Source organism: Nonomuraea lactucae (assembly GCF_003313395.1).
GTDB lineage: Bacteria > Actinomycetota > Actinomycetes > Streptosporangiales > Streptosporangiaceae > Nonomuraea > Nonomuraea lactucae.
The window spans coordinates 1-2748 of record NZ_QNFZ01000647.1 but is presented as its reverse complement, the minus strand read 5'-3'; the positions used below and the strand labels follow the sequence as shown (position 1 = coordinate 2748).

Below are 2748 nucleotides of genomic sequence, written 5' to 3'. Positions count from 1 at the left end.
CCACCTCCGGCGCCGCGTCGGCCACGCCGACCGGCCCGGAGCCCTCGCCGACCGGCCCGGCCACGCCCGCGGGCCCTTCACCACTGCCGACGCAGCCGATCACGTTCCCCGGGCCGGAGGGGGTGACGCTCCAGGGCGCCTGGGCGCAGGCCGAGGAGCCCAAGGGCGCGGTCCTGGTCATCCACGAGAACCGTGGCCTGAACGACCACACCCGCTCGGTCGCGGGCCGGCTCGCCGCGAGCGGCTACTCGTCCCTGGCGCTGGACCTGCTGTCGCGGGAGGGCGGCACCGACGCGTTCGCCGACACGGCGCAGGTCACGGCCAAGCTCGGCGAGATCGCGCCCGAGCGTTTCGTCGCCGACATGAAGGCCGCCGTGAGCGAGCTGGCCGAACGGGCCGAAGGCGCGAAGCTCGGCATGGTCGGCTTCTGCTTCGGCGGCGGCATGACCTGGCTGCTGCTGTCGTCCGGCGAGCCCCGCCTGTCCGCCGCGTCGCCCTTCTACGGCCCGTTCCCGGAAGGCGCCGGCCTGAGCGGCAGCAGAGCGGCCGTCCTGGCGGTCTACGCCGGGCTGGACGACCGCGTCAACGCCACCCGCCCGGTCGCCGGGGCCGCCCTGAAGAAGGCCGGGCTCACGCACGAGATCGTCACGTATCTGGGAGCGCAGCACGCGTTCTTCAACGAGACGGGGCCGCGCTACGACGCCCAGGCCGCCGCCCAGGCCTACGACAAGCTCCTGGACTGGTTCGGCCGCTACCTCGCCTGACCGGGCGCGCCTCGGTCAGGCGCACGCGGGCGGCCGCGGGGTCAGTCGTTGAGGTGCTGGCGGAGGTAGGAGTCGACCTGGTCGAGGGCGATGCGCTCCTGGCGCATCGAGTCGCGCTCGCGGATCGTGACGGCCTGGTCTTCGAGGGTGTCGAAGTCGACCGTGACGCAGAACGGCGTGCCGATCTCGTCCTGGCGGCGGTAGCGGCGGCCGATCGCGCCGGCGTCGTCGAACTCGACGTTCCACCGCCTGCGCAGCTGGACGGCGAGGTCGCGGGCCTTCGGCGAGAGGTCGGCGTTGCGCGACAGCGGCAGCACGGCGACCTTGACCGGGGCGAGCCGGTGGTCGAGCCGCATGACGGTGCGCGTCTCCATGACGCCCTTGGCGTTGGGCGCCTGGTCCTCGCTGTAGGCGTCGAGCAGGAACGTCAGCGTCGCCCGGTCGACACCGGCGGCGGGCTCGACGACGTAGGGGACGTAGCGCTCGCCCGTGTCCTGCTCGAAGAAGCTGAGGTCGACGCCGGACGCCTTGGAGTGGGCGGTCAGGTCGAAGTCGGTGCGGTTGGCGATGCCTTCGAGCTCACCCCACTCGCTGCCGGCGAAGTTGAAACGGTATTCGATGTCGACGGTGCGCTTGGAGTAGTGGGACAGCTTCTCCTTGGGGTGCTCGTAGAGCCGGAGGTTGTCCTTGTTGATGCCGAGGTCGGAGTACCAGCGGAAGCGCTCGTCGATCCAGTATTGGTGCCACTCCTCGTCGGTGCCGGGCTTGACGAAGAACTCCATCTCCATCTGCTCGAACTCGCGGGTGCGGAAGATGAAGTTGCCCGGCGTGATCTCGTTGCGGAACGACTTGCCGATCTGGCCGATGCCGAACGGGATCTTCTTGCGGGCCGACTGCTGCACGTTGAGGTAGTTGATGAAGATGCCCTGGGCCGTCTCGGGGCGCAGGTAGGCCAGGCCCGACTCGTCCTCGACCGGGCCGAGGTAGGTCTTGAGCAGGCCGCTGAACTGCCTGGGGTCGGTGAAGGCGCCCTTGTTGCCGCAGTTGGGGCAGGTGATGTCGGCCAGGCCGTGCTCGGGCGGGCGGCCGTTCTTCTCCTCGTAGGCCTCGACGAGGTGGTCGGCGCGGAAGCGCTTGTGGCAGGACTGGCACTCGGTCAGCGGGTCGGTGAACGTCTCGACGTGGCCACTGGCCTGCCACACCTCGCGGGCGAGGATGACGCAGGAGTCGAGGCCCACGACGTCGTCGCGCATCTGGACCATGGACTGCCACCACTGGCGCTTGACGTTGTTCTTGAGCTCGACTCCCAGCGGGCCGTAGTCCCACGACGCACGCAGACCGCCGTAGATCTCGCTCGACGGGTATACGAGCCCGCGGCGCTTGGCGAGGCTGACGATGGTGTCCATGACGTCTGTGCGGCGTGCCATGTGGATGGGTCTCTTTCCGGCTGGAGGTCGGCGAGGAACGGATGAGCTCCCAGCTTAGGGGACGTGGGGCCGCCCTCGCGCGGAGTCTGACTACGCGCCGTCCTGTGTGTAGACGTCCTCGAACGCGCTGGGCTCGTTGACCATGAGAATCATCAGGGGATACATCGCCATCCGCGCGGCCGAGAGCGCCCTGCGGTAGAACCCGGCGCCCTCCCACTCGCTGACCAGGGCCCACAGGTTGGGCTCGTCGACCGACCGGGCGAGCCTGCCGCGCAGGTAGCCGGGCTGGAGGGCGAGCGTGTCGAGGATGGCGTGGCCCTGCTTGACGAAGTCTTGGGACTGGGATTCGGGCACGGTGTAACGGATTACGGCGAGCACGCACACCAGGATGTCAGACCTTCTCGCACCGCTGGGCGTTTCCGGTCGGGTGGAGCCGGGCGGCAGGGGCCCGGGGGGGGTTAGGCTCGGCCCGTGGCCACCAATGACGACCGCCGCCGGCGCCCTTCCGGCCGGCCCCGCGGCGGGGGGACGGCAGGGCCGAGGGCGAGGCGCCCGCT

At 70.2% G+C, this 2748-nt stretch carries 3 protein-coding genes; 1 reads left to right on the top strand and 2 read right to left on the bottom strand.

All coding sequences use genetic code 11. The features are described from left to right. The coding region (locus DQW85_RS24770) for a dienelactone hydrolase family protein (protein WP_162795343.1) at positions 1–764 on the top strand (764 nt) is incomplete at its 5' end. A 41-nt stretch (positions 765–805) separates the two neighbouring features. Here DQW85_RS24770 and DQW85_RS24765 read toward each other — a convergent pair. Both DQW85_RS24765 and DQW85_RS24760 read right to left on the bottom strand, forming a co-directional pair. After that, positions 806–2191, bottom strand: coding sequence for a glycine--tRNA ligase (locus tag DQW85_RS24765; RefSeq protein WP_113702406.1), 1386 nt, complete (start codon positions 2189–2191; stop codon positions 806–808). Between the two features lie 90 nt (positions 2192–2281). Continuing rightward, on the bottom strand, positions 2282–2569 hold the full coding sequence (locus tag DQW85_RS24760) for an antibiotic biosynthesis monooxygenase family protein (protein ID WP_113702407.1): 288 nt from the start codon (positions 2567–2569) through the stop codon (positions 2282–2284). Positions 2570–2748: the final 179 nt, after the last annotated feature.

Excerpts from the sequence above, each read along its gene's own strand:
- DQW85_RS24765 (WP_113702406.1), bottom strand. The coding sequence starts at position 2,191 with ATGGCACGCCGCACAGACGTCATGGACACCATCGTCAGCCTCGCCAAG.